At 67.3% G+C, this 16,069-nt stretch carries 12 protein-coding genes; 4 read left to right on the top strand and 8 right to left on the bottom strand.

Annotated elements, in window-relative coordinates; translation table 11 throughout:
• Positions 1–17: 17 nt before the first annotated feature.
• The 4 genes from ACZ9CK_RS08380 to ACZ9CK_RS08365 form a co-directional block, all read right to left on the bottom strand.
• On the bottom strand, positions 18–398 hold the full coding sequence (locus tag ACZ9CK_RS08380) for a GntR family transcriptional regulator (RefSeq protein WP_426297423.1): 381 nt from the start codon (positions 396–398) through the stop codon (positions 18–20).
• On the bottom strand, positions 395–2,248 hold the full coding sequence (locus tag ACZ9CK_RS08375) for an ABC transporter ATP-binding protein (RefSeq protein ID WP_426297421.1): 1,854 nt from the start codon (positions 2,246–2,248) through the stop codon (positions 395–397). The genes ACZ9CK_RS08380 and ACZ9CK_RS08375 overlap by 4 nt, the downstream gene beginning before the upstream one ends.
• Positions 2,245–4,026: an ABC transporter ATP-binding protein gene (locus ACZ9CK_RS08370; RefSeq protein WP_426297419.1), complete on the bottom strand. Its 1,782-nt coding sequence runs from the start codon at positions 4,024–4,026 to the stop codon at positions 2,245–2,247. The genes ACZ9CK_RS08375 and ACZ9CK_RS08370 overlap by 4 nt, the downstream gene beginning before the upstream one ends.
• Positions 4,027–4,124: 98 nt before the next feature.
• Positions 4,125–4,943 (bottom strand): trans-aconitate 2-methyltransferase, encoded by an 819-nt coding sequence (locus tag ACZ9CK_RS08365; protein ID WP_426297417.1) that lies wholly within the window; start codon positions 4,941–4,943, stop codon positions 4,125–4,127.
• Between the two features lie 58 nt (positions 4,944–5,001).
• Here ACZ9CK_RS08365 and ACZ9CK_RS08360 point away from each other — a divergent pair, with 58 nt between their 5' ends.
• The 3 genes from ACZ9CK_RS08360 to ACZ9CK_RS08350 all read left to right on the top strand — a co-directional run bounded on the left by ACZ9CK_RS08360 (position 5,002) and on the right by ACZ9CK_RS08350 (position 9,576).
• Entirely contained in the window at positions 5,002–7,548 is a 2,547-nt protein-coding gene (locus ACZ9CK_RS08360) for a DEAD/DEAH box helicase (RefSeq protein ID WP_426303354.1), read from the top strand.
• 176 nt (positions 7,549–7,724) lie between these two features.
• Positions 7,725–8,231: a GNAT family N-acetyltransferase gene (locus ACZ9CK_RS08355; protein WP_426303353.1), complete on the top strand. Its 507-nt coding sequence runs from the start codon at positions 7,725–7,727 to the stop codon at positions 8,229–8,231.
• 13 nt (positions 8,232–8,244) lie between these two features.
• Positions 8,245–9,576, top strand: a complete 1,332-nt coding sequence (locus tag ACZ9CK_RS08350) for an alpha/beta fold hydrolase (RefSeq protein ID WP_426303444.1) — start codon at positions 8,245–8,247, stop codon at positions 9,574–9,576.
• 13 nt (positions 9,577–9,589) lie between these two features.
• On the opposite strand, the gene ACZ9CK_RS08345 is transcribed toward ACZ9CK_RS08350, so the two are convergent.
• From ACZ9CK_RS08345 to uvrB, 3 genes are all read right to left on the bottom strand, one after another.
• A complete protein-coding gene (locus tag ACZ9CK_RS08345; RefSeq protein ID WP_426303352.1) occupies positions 9,590–10,906 on the bottom strand; it encodes an MFS transporter in 1,317 nt (438 codons plus the stop codon).
• 99 nt (positions 10,907–11,005) lie between these two features.
• Positions 11,006–12,034, bottom strand: coding sequence for a TerC family protein (locus ACZ9CK_RS08340; RefSeq protein ID WP_426303351.1), 1,029 nt, complete (start codon positions 12,032–12,034; stop codon positions 11,006–11,008).
• A gap of 166 nt (positions 12,035–12,200) precedes the next feature.
• A complete protein-coding gene (gene uvrB / locus ACZ9CK_RS08335) occupies positions 12,201–14,324 on the bottom strand; it encodes an excinuclease ABC subunit UvrB (RefSeq protein WP_426303350.1) in 2,124 nt (707 codons plus the stop codon).
• Positions 14,325–14,407: 83 nt separating this feature from the next.
• Here uvrB and ACZ9CK_RS08330 point away from each other — a divergent pair, with 83 nt between their 5' ends.
• The gene (locus tag ACZ9CK_RS08330) at positions 14,408–14,806 is read left to right on the top strand and encodes a RidA family protein (RefSeq protein WP_476049745.1); all 399 of its coding nucleotides are present in this window, start codon (positions 14,408–14,410) and stop codon (positions 14,804–14,806) included.
• 37 nt (positions 14,807–14,843) lie between these two features.
• Here the strand turns inward: ACZ9CK_RS08330 and coaE are convergent, their stop codons facing one another.
• Positions 14,844–16,052, bottom strand: a complete 1,209-nt coding sequence (gene coaE / locus ACZ9CK_RS08325) for a dephospho-CoA kinase (protein ID WP_476049744.1) — start codon at positions 16,050–16,052, stop codon at positions 14,844–14,846.
• Positions 16,053–16,069 lie beyond the last annotated feature (17 nt).

Here is a 16,069-nt window from a genome sequence, read left to right as displayed (position 1 = left end):
CGTGGCGGTGCATGCTCCTACGCTTCGTCGTAGGCGGCCGCGAGAAGCTGGACGGCCTCGGCGAAACTGGCGCCCTGGGCCCTGGCCGCGGCCGCGTATTCGGCCGCGACGGCGGCCAGCACGCTGTGCCGTTCGTCGCGGGCGCAAACCACGGTGCCGTTCCGGCCCCGGGTTGCGACGACGCCGGCGGCTTCGAGCTCCTTGTAGGAGCGGGCCACGGTGTGCGGGGCGACGTCAAGCTGCTCGGCCAGTTTCCGTACGGCCGGCAGCCTGCTGCCCACCGCGAGGGCGCCGCTGTCCGCGAGGTCGATGATCCGCAGGCGGAGCTGTTCGAAAAGCGGCACCGAACTCGTCTGGCTGGGGCGCCACTCCCCCGGGAACACGGCTTGGGCGCTCATCGCGCAGTCCCGGTGCCGGCGTCGTCGAGCGGTGTCTCCGGTTCGCCGCTCCCGGCGAACTGGGCCTCGTGCAGCCGGGCGTAATGGCCACCCAGGGCCACCAGGGTCTGGTGCGTTCCGTGCTCGACAATCCGTCCGTGGTCCATGACGAGAATTAGATCAGCGTCCCTGATCGTGGACAAGCGGTGCGCGATCACGAAGGATGTCCGGTTGCTCCGGAGCCGGTGCATGGCGTGCCGGATCAGCACCTCCGTGCGGGTATCCACCCAGCTGGTGGCCTCGTCCAGGACCAGGACGGGCCGGCCTGACAGCCGGGCCCGGGCGATGCTGAGCAGCTGCCGCTGCCCCTGGCTCAGCGGTTCCCCGCCGTTGCTGAGCATGGTGGCGTAACCGTCAGGGAGGGATCGGACAAAGTGGTCCACGTGGCTCGCTTCGGCGGCGGCGACGATGTCCGCATCGCTGGCGGAGGGGTCGCCGTAGGCGATGTTCTCCCGGATGGTCCCGGTGAAGATCCAGGGTTCCTGCAGGACGACGCCGAAGTGCTGCCGCAGTGCGTCGCGGGGCATCTGCGAGATGTCCACGCCGTCCACGGTGATCCGCCCGGCGTCGGGTTCATGGAAGCGCATGAGCAGGTTCACCACGGTGGTCTTGCCCGCGCCTGTGTGCCCGACGATCGCCACGGTCTGGCCCGGATCCACCGTGAAGGAGAGATCTTCCAGGACCGGGGTGTTGGGCCGGTAGCCGAAGGAAATGTGTTCGAAGGAAACCGCGCCGCGGCGGCCGTTTGCCGAAGCGGAATCCGGCACGGCCGCCGCTTCTGCCGGGAGCTCAGGGGCATCGAGCAGTTCGAAGATCCTCGCGGCGGAGGCCGAGCAGGATTGGAAGGCCTGGACCATCCCTCCGATCTGTCCGAGCGGTTGGCTGAACAGGCGGTTGAACTGGATGAAAGCCTGGATCCCGCCGATCGTCATGGCCCCGGCAAGGAACTGGAGTCCGCCTACCAGGGCGACGCCCACGTAGCTGGCGTTCGACACGAAGGCCATGAGCGGCTGCACCAAGCCGGACAGGAACTGCGCCCGGGCACTGGCGGTGTACAGGTTCCTGTTCCGCGTCGCGAAGCGGTCCGCCATCAACCCCCGGGCGCCGAAGAGCTTGATCGTCTCATGGCCGGAGGCCGATTCCTCCACGATCGAATTGACGTCGCCGGTGGCTGCCCATTGCCTTGCGAAGTAGCCTTGGGCAGGCCTGCTCACGGCATAGGAGACCAGGATGGAGACCGGGACGGTCAGGATGGCCACCAGCGCGAGCAGCGGCGAAATCAGCAGCATCATGCACAGCGAGGCGAAGACCATCAGCAAGGACGTGATCAACTGGCCGAGCAGCTGGTTGAGGAGCTGGGCCACGTTGTCGAGGTCGTTGCTCGCCCGGCTCAGCAAATCACCGCGGCTGCGGCCGTCGTAGTAGGCCACCGCGACGCGGTGCAGCTTGTCTTCGACAGCTTCCCGAAGCCGGTAGGCGAGGCCCTGGACGGCGCCAGCGGTCAACCTGCCCTGAGCCCAGCTCAGCAGCGAAGCAACGATGTACATTGCCATGACCGGAACCAGCAGAGCAACGAAGCGCCCGGAATTGAAGCTTCCGCCCAGTACGGCTTGGGCGACGACATCTGTGGCGTCACCAAGGATTTTGGGTGCGGAGACGTTGAGGACAACGAAGCATGCAATACACAAAAGCGCACCGGTCATCGCCGCACGCGACGGTTCCAGCAGCTCGACCAGGCGGAGCAGGGCCCACCCGCGCCGCCGCCGCTGCGGGCGGTCGCCTCCCTCAGCCGCATCTGCGGGCCGCGTCATGACCCGTCCGCCGTTTCGAGCTGGGAGGCGACGATTTCCCGGTAGTGCCGGGACCCGGCCAACAGAGCGGCATGGGTGCCGCTGCCGACGATCCTGCCATTGTCCACCACGAGGATCCGGTCCGCGGTTTCGATGCTGCGCACCCGTTGGGCCACCATGAGCACCACGGACGTGGAGAGTCGCGGCACCAGTGCCTCGAAGATCCGGGTTTCGGTGAGGGCGTCCAGCGCGGAGAAGCTGTCGTCGAAGAGATGGATCGACGCCGGCCGCAGGAGGGCGCGGGCAATGCACAGCCGCTGCTTCTGTCCGCCGGAGAGCCCGCCGCCCTGTGCGAGGACCGTATGGATGCCGTCCGGAAGAGCCGAAACGAATGACGCCGCCTGCGCCGCTTCCAGCGCCTCCCACAGTTGGGTGTCGCTCGCCGCCGGGAGCGAGATCCTGAGGTTGTCCGCGACGCTTCCGTCGAAGAGCCAGTTCCGCTGCGGCACGGCGGCGATGCTGTGCCGCAATGCGTCCAGGGGAATGCCGCGCGTATCCTGGCCGCCGATGGTGATGCGGCCGCTGCTGGCTTCGAGCAACCTCGGCACCAGCCGCAGGAGGGTGGACTTTCCGCTGCCGGTGGAACCGATGATGGCCGTCGTCGTGCCGGGCAGCGCCTCGAAGCTGATGTTTTCCAGCACACGGGCCTCGGCGCCGGGAAAGGCGAAGGACACCTCCTCGAAACGGAGGACCGGGCCGGATGGCTCCCGTGGCGGCGTCGACGAATGCCTGCCATGCATGGCTGCCGGCGCGGCAGCGGAACCCGCGAGCCCATCGTCAGCCTGCCGCTCGTCCGGGATGGCAAGGACTTCGCTGATCCGTTCGGCGCTGACTTCGGCCCGGGGGGCGGCGGAGAGCACATACATGGCCATCATGATGGCGAGCAGGATCTGCATGATGTACGCGGTGAAGGCGGTCAGGGCGCCCAGTTCCATCGCGCCGCTGACAATCCTGAGCCCGCCAAGCCACACCACCGCGACGGAGGAAAGGTTCACCACGATCATCACCAGCGGGAGCATCACCGCCACGATGCGGGCCGAACGGAGGTTGTTGGCCGTCAGTGCGCCGTTGGCGGCGGCGAAGCGCTTCTTCTCGTAGGGGCGCCGGACGAATGCACGGATCACCATGACACCCATGACCTGCTCCCGGATCACCGTGTTGATGCGGTCCACGAGCCCCTGCCCCTGCCGGTACAACGGGACCAGCTTGTGGACGATCCGGAGCATGATGAGCATCAGCAAGGGAATGATGGCGAACACCAGCCATGCCAGGGTTCCGTCCTGTGCCACCGCCAGGAGGACGCCGCCGACGCCCATCACTGGTGCCGCAACGAGCATGCTGAACACGAGGATCATTGCCGTCTGGACTTGGAGGACATCGTTGGTGGTGCGGACCACCAGGCTGGCCGGTCCGAAGCGCTCCGCTTCCTGCGTGGGCAGCGCATGGATCTTCTCGAAGAGTTCCTGCCGGAGCCGGCGCCCGATCTTCATCGCGACGACGGCGCCAAGGTAGGCAGCAGACACGGCTGCCAGCACCTGGACGAAGGCGAGCGCCAGCATCCGTCCGCCGATTTCCAGCACCACGGCGCTGTTGCCGGCGACCAGGCCGTCGTCCACGATCTCCGCATTCAGGGTGGGAAGCAGGAGGGTGGCCCCGACCTGGAGCAATTGGAGGGTCGCTATGGCCGCGACGTGCAGCCGGTACGGGGCAAGGCGCCGCAGTACGAGCGCTGCGAGCATCCGGCCTCCGTTCCATGTCCGGGAGGCTGCGGCCGCCAAACGAATGCAGCCCCCACTGTCGCGCTTGTCATTGTAGTGCAGATCACAGGCAGGGCGGCCTATGCGCGCCGGCTTCCCGGCAAAGCGTCCGCATGCGGGCCTCCGGGCTTGTGCCCGACCGCGAAGATCCGCCGGAACGGGAACACGGTGCCATGGCGGCCTACCGGGTAGGCCTCGCGCAGCAGGGCCGCATATTGCTCCTGGAAACGGTCCGCCTCCGCCCGGGACAGGGCGGCCAGCACCGGGCGAAGGCCCGTTCCACGGACCCATTCGAGCACGGGATCCGGCCCCGGCAGCAGTTGCTGGTAGCTGGTCTCCCAGGCGTCGGCCGTCCACCCGGCGTCGAGCATCACGGTGAGGTAGTCCGCGGGGCCGGCCACGGCTTCATCATGGCGCAGCACGCTGTCCAGCTGCCTTGCCCATTCCGGCGACCCGGCGAGCCGGCGCATCAGGGTGTGCGACGGCGCCCCGAAGTTGCCCGGGACCTGCAGCGCGAACCATGCCCCGGGCGGCAGGGCGTCCAGCCAGCGGGGCAGCAGGTCCAGGTGGCCGGGGACCCACTGCAGCGCGGCATTGCTGACCACGACGTCGCAGTCGGGCCCGGGCGTCCAGTCCTGGATGTCGGCGGCTTCGAAGGCAAGCCGGGGCCGCCCTTTCACCAGCCGGGCGGCACGCTGCAGCATGTCGGGCGAGGAGTCGAGGCCCAAAACTGAAGCCTCCGGCCAGCGTGCCGCCAACGTGGCCGTCAGGTTTCCGGGCCCGCAGCCAAGGTCCACCACCTGGCGGGGCGAGGCCGCACCGATCCGGGCTGTCAGGTCGAAGAACGGTCTGTCCCGGTAGTCGCCGAACTGCACGTACTTGCCCGGGTCCCATGTCATGGCCTGTGCCAACTGCTGCCTCCTCGTGGGTTTCTGGCTCCACACTAAGCTGGAGGCAATGAAACTTCTTGAGCAGCTCTCCGGCATGTCACTCGGCGGCCCGGACGGCGCATCCCCCGACCCGGACGATATCTACACCCGCTTCGTTGACTGGACGGAGAGCCGCGGTCTCCAGCTCTACCCGGCGCAGGACGAAGCCATCATGGAACTGTCCTCGGGCGGGAACGTCATCCTTGCCACGCCCACGGGTTCCGGGAAGTCCCACGTTGCGATCGCCGCGCATTTCACCGCAATGGCCCGCGGCGGCCGCAGCTACTACACGGCCCCGATCAAGGCGCTGGTTTCCGAGAAGTTCTTCGCCCTGTGCGACATCTTCGGCGCCGAAAACGTCGGCATGATCACGGGCGATTCGGGCGTCAACCAGGACGCGCCGATCATCTGCTGCACGGCCGAGATCCTGGCCAACATCGCTCTGCGCGAGGGTGCCGCTGCCGATCTGTCCGCCGTGATCATGGACGAGTTCCACTTCTATTCCGACCCGCAGCGCGGCTGGGCGTGGCAGGTGCCGCTGCTCGAACTGCCGCAGGCCCAGTTCCTGCTCATGTCGGCGACCCTTGGCGACGTAAGCCGCTTCGAAAGCGGACTGACGGAACTCACAGGACGGCCGACGGCGACCGTCAGTTCCGCGGAACGTCCCATTCCGCTGCACTACTACTACCAGGAGACCCCGGTCCACGAGACCCTCGAGGAACTGCTGGAGACCAGGCAGGTCCCGGTGTATGTGGTGCATTTCAGCCAGCTCGAGGCGATCGAGCGGGCACAGAACCTGATGAGCATCAACATGTGCACGCGCGAGGAAAAGGACCGGATCGCCGAGCTGATTGCCGGCTTCCGATTCGCCGCCGGTTTCGGCAAGACGCTCAACCGCCTGGTGCGGCACGGCATCGGCGTCCACCACGCCGGCATGCTGCCCAAGTACCGCCGCCTGGTGGAACAGCTGGCCCAGGCCGGACTCCTGAAGGTCATCTGCGGCACCGACACCCTCGGCGTCGGCATCAACGTGCCGATCCGCACGGTGCTGCTCACCGCCCTGAGCAAGTACGACGGCGTGCGCACCCGCCTGCTGAACTCCCGTGAGTTCCACCAGATCGCCGGCCGGGCCGGCCGCGCGGGCTATGACACCGCCGGCACCGTGGTGGTCCAGGCGCCGGAGCACGTCGTGGAAAACGCGAAGGCGATGGCCAAGGCCACCGCGAAGTTCGGCAACGACCAGAAGAAGCTGCGCCAGGTGGTCAAGAAGCGCCCACCCGAGGGCTTCGTCTCCTGGGGCCAGCCCACGTTCAACAAACTGGTGGAGTCGGTGCCGGATCCCCTGTCCTCCAGCTTCACGATCACGCATGCGATGGTGCTGAACCTCATGGAACGCCCGGGCGACCCGTTCGTGGCGGCCCGGCGGCTGCTGAGCGAAAACCATGAAACACGGCCGGCGCAGCTGAAGCTGATGAAGAAGGCCCTGGGCATCTGCCGGGAACTGCTTGCCGCCGGGGTGGTGGAACGCATCCCGGAATCCGAGCGGGAAAAGGAAGGCCGCTCGCTCCGGCTGACTGTCCACCTGCAGCCGAACTTCGCCCTCAACCAGCCGCTCTCGCCGTTCGCGCTGGCGGCACTGGAACTGCTCGACCCGGAGTCGCCGTCGTACGCCCTCGACGTCGTCTCCGTGATCGAGGCGACCCTCGAGAAGCCCCGCCAGATCCTCTCCGCGCAGGAGAAGAAGGCCCGTGGCGAAGCGGTGGCCGCCATGAAGGCGGACGGCATCGAGTACGAGCAGCGCATGGCCATGCTGGAATCCGTCAGCTATCCGAAGCCGCTCGCCGAGATCCTCGGCGACGCGTTCGAGGTGTACCGGCGGGCGGCCCCCTGGGTGGGCGACTTCGAGCTGGCACCCAAGTCCGTCATCCGCGACATGTACGAGCGCGCCATGAACTTCGGGGAGTTCGTCCAGTTCTACGGCCTGGCCCGCTCCGAGGGCATCGTGCTGCGCTATCTGGCGGACGGCTTCCGCGCACTGCGCCAGACCGTCCCGCAGGACGCGCTGCGCGAGGACCTGGAGGACCTCGTCGCCTGGCTGGGCGAGCTGGTCCGCCAGGTGGATTCGAGCCTGCTCGACGAGTGGGAAGAGCTCACCTCCGGGGCAGCACCCACTCCGCACGACGCGCCCCCGCCCCCGCCGCCGGCCCTGACGAGCAACATCCGGGCCTTCCGGGTAATGGTCCGCAACGAGATGTTCCGGCGGGTGGAACTGTTCGCGGCCGAGGACTCGGCCGCCTTGGGAGAGCTCGACGGCGGCAGCGGCTGGGATGCTCCCCGCTGGGAAGAGGCACTCGACGACTACTTCGACGAACACGACGACATCGGCGACGGTCCGGACGCCCGCGGCCCGGGCCTGCTGATCATCACCGAGGAGCCCGGGATCTGGCGCGTGCGGCAGATCTTCGACGACCCTGCCGGAAACCGCGACTGGGGTATCTCTGCGGAGATCGATCTGGCGGCGTCGGATGAGAGCGGTACCGCCGTGGTGAAGGTGACCGCGGTCAACCGCCTCTGAGGTTCCGGTGGGGACGCATTGGAGGCTTGGGAGGTGGCGGGTGGGCCCACGCAGGCGAGGGCCCCGAGACGAGCGCAGCGAGGCTTGGGAGCTGGCGGGTGGGCCCACGCAGGCGAGGGCCCCGAGACGAGCGCAGCGAGGCTTGGGAGCCTGCGGGGTTTAGTAAGCTCGGATCCATGAGTGTGATCCGTTCCGCAACCCCGGCCGATGTCCCCGCAATCCTCCAGATGATCCACGAACTGGCGGTGTACGAAAAAGAGCCGGACGCGGTGAAGAACACCCCGGAGATGCTGCACGGAGTGCTGTTCGGCGACAACCCCCGCGTGTACGCGAACATCGCGGAGAACGACGCCGGCGAAGTCCGCGGTTTCGCCCTCTGGTTCCTGAACTACTCCACGTGGGAGGGCGTGCACGGGATCTACCTCGAGGATCTCTACGTCACCCCGGAGGCCCGCGGCGAGGGCCACGGCAAGGCGCTGTTGCAACACCTGGCCGCCACCGCCGTCGAGAACGGCTATGCCAGGGTGGAATGGAGCGTGCTGGACTGGAACGAGCCGTCCATCGCGTTCTACGAGAGCCTGGGGGCCGTGCCGATGGACGAGTGGACCACCTTCCGGCTCACCGGCAACGCACTTGCCTCGTTCGGTGCTGCTGCCTTCGATGAAAGCCTGGCCCGTGGCTGAGGCTTTTGCCGCCCTGACCACCGGGAATCCGACGGGCGCAGCCCTGGCGGCCGGCCACACCGTTGCCGGACGCCACGAGTTCCGTGGCCTCCGGACGGTGGAGCATTTCTTCACCGTCCCCCTGGACCACTCGCGCCCGGCCGACGCGGAAATCACGGTCTTCGCCCGGGAATATGTCTCCACGGACCATTCCGACGCCGAAGCCTCGGCGCTGCCTTGGCTGCTATTCCTGCAGGGCGGTCCCGGCGGCCGGGGCAACCGGGTCACTTCGCTTTCCGGGTGGATGAAGGCGGCCGCGCGCGACTTCCGGATCCTGATGCTGGACCAGCGGGGCACGGGCCTGTCCACCCCGGTGGACCGCAACACCCTCCCGCTGCGTGGCACCGCGGAAGAGCAGGCTGCTTACCTGGCCTTTTTCCGGGCCGACTCCATCGTGGCGGACGCCGAGCTGATCCGTGCCGCGCTCGGCGCCGAACCCTGGACGGTGCTGGGACAGAGCTTCGGCGGCTTCTGCGCCCTGACGTACCTGTCCTTCGCACCGGCCGGGCTGAAGGAGGTCCTCATCACCGGAGGCCTGGCGCCCCTGCACGGACCGGCCGAGCAGGTCTACCGCGCTACCTTCCAACGGGTGGCCGAGCGCAACGCCGAATACTTCGCCTGGTACCCCGAGGACCGCGAACGGGTGACCCGGATCGTGCGCCACCTCGCCCGGCAGGAAGAAGTGCTTCCCGACGGCAGCCGCCTCACCCCGGAGCGCTTCCAGATGGTCGGTTCCTTCCTGGGCGGCAACACCCGGGTGGACGCGCTGCATTACCTCCTTGAGGACGCCTTCGTGGCCACCCCGGGCGGCGACCGCCTCTCCGACGCATTCCTGGAGCAAGTGCGTTCCCAGGTGTCGCGCGCAGCCAATCCGCTGTACGCCGTGCTGCACGAATCGATCTACGGCCAGGGCCAGGCCACGGACTGGGCGGCTTGGCGGGTGCTGGAGGAATTCCCCCAGTTCCGCCCCGATGCTGCCGAACCCCTGCTCACCGGCGAAATGGTCTACCCGTGGTACTTCGAGCAGGACCCCGCCTTGGAACCCCTGCACGACGTCGCCCGGCTGCTCGCGGAGAAGCCGGACTGGGCTCCGCTCTACGACCTGGAGCAGTTGGCGGCCAACAGCGTGCCGGTTGCCGCCGCGGTCTACCGCGACGACATCTACGTCGACTACGGCCTGTCGATGGAGACCGCAGCGGCTGTCCGCGGCCTGCAGGCATGGACCACAGCCGATTTCCACCACGACGGCATCGGCGAGGACGGCGAAGGGATCTTCCGGCGGCTGCTTGGGATGGTCCGCGCCTGAAGATGGACCGCGCCTAGGCCGTGGCCGCTTCCTTGCGGAACATGCGGAGCAGGACGGCGGCGATGACGACGGCGGCAAGGGCCCCCGCGGCCATGTTCAGTCCCTGGTAGCCGAGCCAGGCCAGGAGCGGCCCTGAGAAACCGCCGCCCACCGCGCCCGCAGCGCCCATGAGCGTGTCCGAGACGCCCTGCACCGTGACGCGTTCCTCCTGGGGCACGCTTTCGGCCAGCAGGGTGGAACCGGCGATGGTCGCGGCGGACCAACCCATGCCGAGGATCACGAGGCCGGCGGTGACTGCCACCGGTTCGTGTTGGCCGAAGCCCGCCACGCACGCGGCCGCAATCAGCAGCACATAGCCCAGGCCGATCGTCGGAAGCCTGCCGGCCTTGTCAGTCAGCCAGCCCATCAGCGGCGAGAGCGCGAACATGCCGGCGATGTGCAGCGAGATCGTGAAGCCGATGATGGTGAGCGCGTCGGTTCCCATGGCGTGGTCGCCGTGGTGTTCGGTCATCGGTCCTTCGACGAGCTGCTGCAGGTGCAGCGGCGTCATGGACATGATGCTGACCATGATGCCGTGCGCCCCCACCACCGAGGCCAGGGCGAGCAAGGACATCGGTGAGGAACGGACCGCCTTCAGCCCCAGCGCCAGGGAGCGGCGGCGCGGACCGGTACGGCCGCCGTCGGGCTCTTTCCTGCTCAGGCTTCGGGCGAGCAGCAACGGGTCCGGGCGCAATCCCGCAAGGAGCAGCACTACGGCCAGCAGGAGCCCGGCCACGGAGAAGATGAACGGCCCGGCGGTGGCCGGAAGCCCGAGCGCCTCGCCGACGGCGGCTCCGGGTTGGATCAGGTTGGGCCCCGCAACGGCGCCGATGGTGATGGACCAGACCACGGTGGAAAGGTCGCGGCCGCGGCGTTCCGGAGCGGCGAGGTCGACGGCGGCAAAACGGGCCTGGAGGTTCGCCGCGGATCCGAGTCCCAGCAGGGCGCCGCCCACAAGGAGCAGCAGGAAGCTTCCGGCGGTGGCCGACACGATGACCAGGAGTGCGCCGGCCATCGCGGCGAGCAGCCCGGTGACGAGTCCGATGCGCCGGCCACGGCGTTCTGCCAATCCTGCCAGGGGCAAGGCGGCGACCGCCGCGGCGAGGGTCAGGACAGTGGTCACGGAACCCGCCCACGCTTCGGAACCGCTGAGCTGCACCGCGAGCAGGGAGCCGATGGAGAGGGTGGCGCCGTTGCCGATGCCGCTGAGCAACTGCGCTGCGCTCAGGAGGACAACGGAACGGCGCTGGACTGCTGCGGGATCGATGGTTTCTGTCGGAGTCAAAGCCACCACCCGAGCATATCCCCGCACCACGCGCGCGGCTCCCGGAAACGGCGGAACCCCGGTCACATCGGTGACCGGGGTTCCGTGAGAAGGCGCCGGACGGCGTCAGTCGACGTCGCTCAGGCTCTTGCGGGAGTCCTCTTCGAGGCGGGCGTCCAGTTTGGACTGCTTGGCCGCCGGGCTGAGCAGGCTGGCCACGACCGCGATGATGATGGTGCCGATGATGACAGCGAGGGACACGAAGGTGGGAATCTCCGGGGCCCATTCGATGTGGTGGCCGCCGTTGATGAACGGCAGCTCGTTGACGTGCATCGCGTGCAGCACCAGCTTCACGCCGATGAAGGCCAGGATGACCGACAGAGCGTGCTTGAGGTAGACCAGGCGGTTCATGAGGCCGCCCAGCAGGAAGTAGAGCTGGCGCAGGCCCATGAGGGCGAAGATGTTGGCGGTGAACACGATGAAGGCGCTCTGGGTGAGGCCGAAGATGGCCGGGATGGAGTCGACGGCGAACAGCAGGTCGGTCATGCCGATGGTCACGAAGACGATCAGCATGGGGGTGAAGAGCTTCTTGCCGTCGACCGTGGTGCGCAGCTTGCCGCCGTCGAACTTCTCCGACATCGGCACGACCTTGCGGAGCTTGGCCACCAGGGGGTTCTCGGAGCCTTCTTCTTCGTCTTCGCCTTCGTCCTTGGCCTGCTTCCAGGCGGTCCAGAGCAGGAAGGCTCCGAAGATGTAGAAGACCCAGCTGAACTGTTCGATGACCACGGCGCCGAGCGCGATGAAGATGCCACGCAGGACCAGGGCGATGATGATGCCCACCATCAGCACTTCCTGCTGGTATTTCCGGGGTACCGCGAAGCGGGCCATGATGATGATGAAGACGAACAGGTTGTCGATGCTCAGGCTGTACTCAGTGACCCAGCCGGCAATGAACTGGCTGCCGTGTTCCACGCCCGCGAAGGCGAACATGGCGCCGGCGAACGCGAGGGCCAGGGCGACGTAGAAGGCCACCCACAGCCCCGCTTCCTTCATGGACGGTTCGTGGGGACGCTTGACCACCAGGAGGAGGTCGACGAGCAGGATGATACCGAGAACGACAAAAGAGCCGACCTCAAACCAGGCTGGAAGCTGCATGAAAAAGTGCCTTTCGCAGGGTACGTCAAAGCGGTGTAAGTCTCTCCGGCCTGCCTGCGCACTTGGTGCTGAATCGGCGGCCCGCTGCGTCCGGCGAGGCATCTGTGCCTGGCGTGCTGACGGACGTAGCGCTTGGGATACTCCCCTACGTGGGCATTACTTTACCCTAGGCGTGCCCGGCTGACTGCATTTGACGCAGTTCCCGCTTCAACTCACCCACTTCGTCACGTAGCCGTGCGGCGATTTCGAACTGCAGTTCCGCGGCGGCGGAATGCATCTGCTCGGTCAGCTGTTCGATGAGTCCCACGAGGTCTTCCGCCGGAGCCGCAGCGAGGCCGTCACTGCGCACGATGGCTGCACCCTTCTTGGCCCCCTTGGCGCCGGGTTTGGCGGAAGAGGCGATGCCGCGCTTGCCCTTGCCGTAGTCGAAGCTTCCCAACAGGGCATCGGTGTCGGCATCTTCGCGTGCCAGCTGGTCCGTGATGTCCGCGATCTTCTTGCGCAGCGGCTGCGGATCGATGCCGTTTTCCTGGTTGTACTTCACCTGGATGTCGCGGCGCCGGTTGGTTTCCTCGATGGCGTGGGCCATGGAATCGGTAATCCGGTCCGCGTACATGTGCACCTGGCCGGAGACGTTACGGGCCGCACGGCCGATGGTCTGGATCAACGAGGTGGACGAACGGAGGAAGCCCTCCTTGTCTGCGTCCAGGATGCTGACCAGCGACACTTCGGGAAGGTCCAAGCCTTCCCTGAGGAGGTTGATGCCTACCAGGACGTCGAACACGCCCATGCGGAGTTCCCTCAGCAGTTCCACGCGGCGGAGGGTATCGACGTCGGAGTGCAGGTACTGCACCTTGACCCCGTGGCCCAGCAGGTAGTCGGTGAGGTCTTCGGCCATGCGTTTGGTGAGGGTGGTGACCAGGACGCGTTCGTCCCGCTCCACCCGGGTGCGGATCTCGCCCAGGAGGTCGTCGATCTGGCCTTTGGTGGGCTTGACGATGACTTCGGGGTCGATCAGGCCGGTGGGGCGGATGATCTGCTGCACGAAGCCGTCCGCCTTGCCGAGCTCATACTTGCCGGGGGTGGCCGACAAGTAGACGGTCTGGCCGATGCGTTCCAGGAACTCGTCCCACTTCAGCGGCCGGTTGTCCATGGCGGAGGGCAGGCGGAAGCCATGGTCCACCAGGGTGCGCTTGCGGGACATGTCCCCTTCGTACATGGCGCCGATCTGCGGCACAGTCACGTGGGATTCGTCGATGACCAGCAGGAAGTCGTCCGGGAAATAGTCCAGCAGGCAATGCGGTGCGGTGCCTGAACCGCGGCCGTCGATGTGCCGGGAGTAGTTCTCGATGCCGTTGCAGAAGCCCATCTGCTGCATCATTTCGAGGTCGTAGGTGGTGCGCATGCGCAGGCGCTGGGCCTCGACCAGCTTGTTCTGGCCCTCCAGCACCTTGAGGCGCTCGGCAAGCTCGTCCTCGATGGCCGTGATGGCCCGGCCCATGCGCTCCGGACCGGCGACGTAGTGGGATGCCGGGAAGACGTACATCTCGGTCTCTTCGCGGATGACCTCGCCGGTGACCGGGTGGAGGGTGTAGATGTTCTCGATTTCGTCGCCGAAGAACTCGATGCGCAACGCCAGTTCCTCGTACATGGGGATGATTTCCACGGTATCGCCACGGACGCGGAAGGTGCCGCGGTGGAAGTCCATGTCGTTGCGGGCATATTGCATGGACACGAACTTGCGCAGGAGGTCGTCCCGGTTCATTTCCGCCCCCTTGCGGAGCGTCACCATTCCGGCGATGTACTCTTCCGGTGTGCCGAGGCCATAGATACACGACACGGTGGCGACGACGATGACGTCCCGGCGGGTGAGCAGGGCGTTGGTGGCCGAGTGTCGGAGCCGCTCCACTTCCTCGTTGATCGAGGAGTCCTTCTCGATGAAGGTGTCCGTCTGCGGGACGTAGGCCTCAGGCTGGTAGTAGTCGTAGTAGGAAACGAAGTATTCCACCGCGTTGTTCGGCAGCAGTTCCCGGAACTCGTTGGCCAGCTGCGCCGCGAGGGTCTTGTTCTGGACCAGCACCAGCGTGGGCCGCTGGACCTGCTCGATCAGCCAGGCCGTGGTGGCGCTCTTGCCGGTACCGGTGGCACCGAGCAGCACGACGTCCTTCTCACCGTTGTTGATGCGTTCGGTGAGTTCGCCGATGGCGGCCGGCTGGTCACCGGCAGGCTGGTATTCGCTGACGACCTCGAAGGGCGCGACGACTCGGTTGATTTCCTGGGCGAGGCTCATGCATCAAATCTACCCCTGCCCGCGGACAGTTACTGTCCGCGTTCCGGCGGCAGTTTGACCCGTTTCCGTGGCACGATGGCGCCATGGACATCACCTACCTGCAGCCCGAGGGGCTGGTCCGCAGCCCCGCCTTCAGCCATGCCGCCGTCGTTCCGGCAGGTGCCGCCACGGTCTACCTCGGTGGCCAGAACGGCGTGGACGCCAGCGGCACTGTTGTCTCGGACGATGTAGCCGAACAGTCGCTCAGAGCCGTTGCGAATGCCCGGCTGGCCCTGGAGGCCGCCGGTGCCTCGTTGGCCGATGTGGTGCACTGGACCGTGCTCATCCACGTCGACGCCGATCTCGGTGCCGCCTACGGTGCCATCGCCCCGCAGCTCGCGCGGGAAGGCGCCCCTCCCCTTGTCACGGCGGCGCGGGTGGCCGGGCTGGGTGTCCCGGGGGCCCTCATCGAAGTAAGCGCCATCGCCGCCTTGCTCCCCTGAAACTCCGTGTCCACTGAGGCAGTGCATTCCGGAGGCGTCAGGAGTACGACGGCGCCCGCCAGCCACTGCTTTCGGCCCAGGCTTCCATGCGGGGCTGCGCCTGCTCGGCGAACCAGGGTTCCTTCGCTTCGGCATAGCGGGCGGTTCCCGCGTCGTCGGCGAACTGCGCCGCCAGCTCTTCTTTCAGCACGGCGTAGTCCGCCCGCGCGTCCGCGTCGGCGCGCAGCCAGTCCCGGAACAGCAGGGCGTAGCGCCAGCCCGGGCTGCCAGCCACGCGGAGGTGGACGTTGGCGGGCTGTCCGGGATCCGCATTCGCGTGGAAACGTTTCTGCCAAAGCGCCGGTTCCTCGAAACCGGGCTTCGCCGTGTCCCGCCAGGCGCCGGGCACCGCGGGGAAGCCAGCCTCGCCCAGCGTGGGGGCGAGCTTATCCGCCGTCGCGAGCGAATCAACGGTGAGCTGCAGATCGATGACGTCCTTGGCGGGCAGTCCGGGGACCGCCGTCGAGCCGACATGGTCGACGGCCAGTAGTTCCGGTGCTGCCTTGCGGATCCGCGCGGCGAGCCGCTGCGCGACGGCGGACCAGGCGGGGTCGGGCGGCGACAGGCGGGCACCGCCGGGGCGTTCGGCGCGGCTGCCCGAAGCGAGGTTCCCGGCAAAAGGCAGCAGCCGTTCCTCCCACAGGCGGTCCACCTGGGCGAGGACGTCTTCGGGGTCGCCGGAATTGTCCAGGACCACGTCCGCCGCTGCCAGCCGTTCATCCCGTGTTGCCTGCGCGGCGATCCGCGAACGTGCTTCGTTCTCCGCCAGGCCGCGCAATCCGGTCATCCTTTGCACGCGCAGCTCTTCCGGGGCGTCGACGACGACCACCAGGTGGAAGCTGCTCCCCTGCATGGTCTCGACGAGCAAGGGGATGTCCTGGACCACGATGTCCCCGGGGTGCGCCGACTGCAGCAGTTCGGCCGCACGCCTACGAACGAGGGGGTGGACGATTCCGTTGAGGACTTCACGGCGGCCGGGGTCGGCGAAGACGATTCCGCCAAGCCTGGCACGGTCCAGCCGGCCGTCCCGGTCCACGATGTCCAGGCCGAAGGCATCCACGATCCGGCGGAGGCCCTCGGTGCCGGGCTCCACGACTTCGCGGGCGATCACGTCGGCGTCGACCAGCACCGCCCCGAGTTCACGGAACCGCTGGGCGACAAGGGATTTTCCGGAGGCGATCCCGCCCGTGAGTCCGATTTTCAGCACCCCTCCACCCTAAACTG

The sequence above is a fragment of the Arthrobacter sp. TE26545 genome, from assembly GCF_056279005.1.
The sequence above is the reverse complement of the archived record's forward strand: the minus strand, read 5'-3'. Positions and strand labels throughout refer to the sequence as shown.

Bases quoted from the DNA above. Each gene is read 5' to 3' on its own strand.
- ACZ9CK_RS08380 (WP_426297423.1), bottom strand. From the start codon at position 398: ATGAGCGCCCAAGCCGTGTTCCCGGGGGAGTGGCGCCCCAGCCAGACG.
- ACZ9CK_RS08375 (WP_426297421.1), bottom strand. From the start codon at position 2,248: ATGACGCGGCCCGCAGATGCGGCTGAGGGAGGCGACCGCCCGCAGCGG.
- uvrB (WP_426303350.1), bottom strand. From the start codon at position 14,324: ATGAGCCTCGCCCAGGAAATCAACCGAGTCGTCGCGCCCTTCGAGGTC.
- ACZ9CK_RS08370 (WP_426297419.1), bottom strand. From the start codon at position 4,026: ATGCTCGCAGCGCTCGTACTGCGGCGCCTTGCCCCGTACCGGCTGCAC.
- ACZ9CK_RS08330 (WP_476049745.1), top strand. From the start codon at position 14,408: ATGGACATCACCTACCTGCAGCCCGAGGGGCTGGTCCGCAGCCCCGCC.
- ACZ9CK_RS08365 (WP_426297417.1), bottom strand. From the start codon at position 4,943: ATGACATGGGACCCGGGCAAGTACGTGCAGTTCGGCGACTACCGGGAC.
- ACZ9CK_RS08355 (WP_426303353.1), top strand. From the start codon at position 7,725: ATGAGTGTGATCCGTTCCGCAACCCCGGCCGATGTCCCCGCAATCCTC.
- ACZ9CK_RS08360 (WP_426303354.1), top strand. From the start codon at position 5,002: ATGAAACTTCTTGAGCAGCTCTCCGGCATGTCACTCGGCGGCCCGGAC.
- ACZ9CK_RS08340 (WP_426303351.1), bottom strand. From the start codon at position 12,034: ATGCAGCTTCCAGCCTGGTTTGAGGTCGGCTCTTTTGTCGTTCTCGGT.